3 protein-coding genes are annotated in these 2,248 nt (G+C 60.0%); 1 reads left to right on the top strand and 2 read right to left on the bottom strand.

All coding sequences use genetic code 11. The features are described 5' to 3' along the window. Nucleotides 1-407, top strand: a 407-nt coding sequence (locus Y707_RS0102160) for an aldo/keto reductase (protein ID WP_026533867.1), incomplete at its 5' end; no start/stop codon positions are given. A gap of 169 nt (nt 408-576) precedes the next feature. On the opposite strand, the gene Y707_RS33105 is transcribed toward Y707_RS0102160, so the two are convergent. Next, the gene (locus Y707_RS33105; protein ID WP_275451182.1) at nt 577-711 is read right to left on the bottom strand and encodes a hypothetical protein; all 135 of its coding nucleotides are present in this window, start codon (nt 709-711) and stop codon (nt 577-579) included. A gap of 605 nt (nt 712-1,316) precedes the next feature. Then, entirely contained in the window at nt 1,317-2,153 is an 837-nt protein-coding gene (gene tatC, locus Y707_RS0102150) for a twin-arginine translocase subunit TatC (protein ID WP_155852647.1), read from the bottom strand. Nucleotides 2,154-2,248: the final 95 nt, after the last annotated feature.

The raw sequence follows: 2,248 nt of genomic DNA, 5'->3' as shown, positions 1-2,248 counted from the left end.
TGTCCCAGATTGTCTGGTCCCCCATCGCCCAGGGCGTGCTCACCGGAAAATACCAGCCCGGCCAAGCTCCGCCGTCGGGCACCCGCGCCACGGATGAGAAGGGCGGGGCGGACACGATCAAACACTGGATGTCCGACGACGTACTCACCGGAGTGCAGAAGCTCCAGCCCATCGCGGAGGACGCAGGACTGACCATGGCCCAGCTCGCCATCGCCTGGGTACTGCAGAACCAGAACGTTGCCTCGGCCATCATCGGCGCCTCCCGCCCCGAACAGGTCAAGTCCAACGTGGAGGCGGCCGGCGTGACTTTGGATGCCGACACCATGTCCCGGATTGACGACGCCGTCGGGTCCCTCGCCGAACAGGATCCGGCGATGACCAAATCACCCGAAACCCGCGAAGCCTAGCCCGTTTCAAGACGGAAGGGTTTGTCATATTGCCACCCGCTGTGGCGGGACGTGCGGCGAACGCTGTGAACCGTCAGCAGCCCGATCCAGATAGACCGGCTCTCGCCCTCTTCTTAGGTTTCTCCCGAAACCACTCACCACAAAATCAAAGACGCGTGAAGGAGACTGTTCAGGCCTCGACCGTCTCGTCGTCGACTCCGAAGTGTGCGGTGAGTCGTTCAAGAGTGAACTGCTGGCGGAGCTTCCCGGCGCTGTTCTGGTTGGCCTTCAGCTTTAGAGGTTGTTGCGTTGCATTAGGTTTCACATTTCTGTCCCGCACGTCGCCGAGGCATAGCTCACCGCTGCCACTGCTTCTCTGCCGCGGGACAGCGACGGGTCATTTGAATAACAGCCGGTGTCGATGAGGGCCGTTGATCGAGGTCATAGCGCAAACCTGCCACCGCAGATTCAAGCCGCTGTCCGCGTCTTGGAAAGCTATGGGATGCAATACGGGTGAACTGCTGGCGGAGCTTCCCGGCGCTGTTCTGGTTGGCCTTCAGCTTTAGAGGTTGTTGCGTTGCATTAGGTTTCACATTTCTGTCCCGCACGTCGCCGAGGCATAGCTCACCGCTGCCACTGCTTCTCTGCCGCGGGACAGCGACGGGTCATTTGAATAACAGCCGGTGTCGATGAGGGCCGTTGATCGAGGTCATAGCGCAAACCTGCCACCGCAGATTCAAGCCGCTGTCCGCGTCTTGGAAAGCTATGGGATGCAATACGGTTGTGGTGAGGCGGTGGTCCGATTCGCGGATCCCGCGGGTGTCAGTGTCTCGCGTTGCCAGTCCGAAAGCTCCAAAGCAGGTGTCGAAGGCCTCATAACTCAATGTACGAGACCTAAGCATCTTTATTTTCGCGACAAACCAGCTGGCTTCATAGGTTCTGCAGCTCGTCCGCGGAGGTGGCGGTGTCGGCGCCTGTCTCGGTCTCGGTTTCGTGTTTTGCTGCTTGGCGGGCCCGGCGTCTGTCATTGAGCAGGCAAAGTCCGGTGGCGAGGAAGAAGAAGAACAGCAGCGGTATGACGAGGTAGAACATACTCATAATGTCCGGTCCCGGGGCGGCCATGGCAGCCAGGACGCAGACCAGCAGCACGGTGATGCGCCAGGACTTGAGGATTTGGCGGCCGCTGAGCACCCCTACCAGGTTGAGTCCGAACAGCACCACGGGCAGCAGGAAGGCGATGCCGAAGGCCAGCAGCAGGCGCATCACGAAGGTCAGGTAGAGCTGGGCGGTGATGACGTTGGAGCCGCCTTCGGGGGTGAAGCTTAGTAATGCCCGCACGGCGTTGGGCAATACCAGCCAGGCCAGGAATACTCCTCCAACGAATAACGGCACCGATATGGCCATGAAGGAGAGCGCGATCCGGCGCTCTTTATCTTTTAAGCCTGGAGTGATGAATGCCCACATTTGGTAGAGCCAGATGGGGCTGGAGACGAGCAGGCCCAAAAACAGGGATGTCTGGACCATCAGGTCGAACGAGGATGCCACGCCGTCGAAGTTGATGCTGGCGAATCGGTCTTCGTTTTCGGCGACGTTCATGATCGGCTCTATGAGCTGGCTGAAAAGCGGGTTATAGAGGAGAAATCCCGCGATGGCGCCGAGGACAAGAGCGGCCGCGCTCTTGATGAGTCTGTTGCGGAATTCGCGCAGGTGCTCCCCGAGAGCCATCCGGGCTTGTCGGTTGCCTTTTCGCCCCCGGCCTGTTGCCAGTGCCATGAGCCTTAGGAGCTGCGCTCGGAGGCCGGTTCTGTTGTCTCTGCCGTGCCGTTATCGTGGTGGTCTGAACGGTGCGTGTTCTTTCGTGG

This window comes from Arthrobacter sp. H14, assembly GCF_000520495.1.
In the GTDB taxonomy this organism is placed as follows: domain Bacteria; phylum Actinomycetota; class Actinomycetes; order Actinomycetales; family Micrococcaceae; genus Arthrobacter_C.
This window is presented reverse-complemented; position numbering and strand designations above follow the sequence as displayed.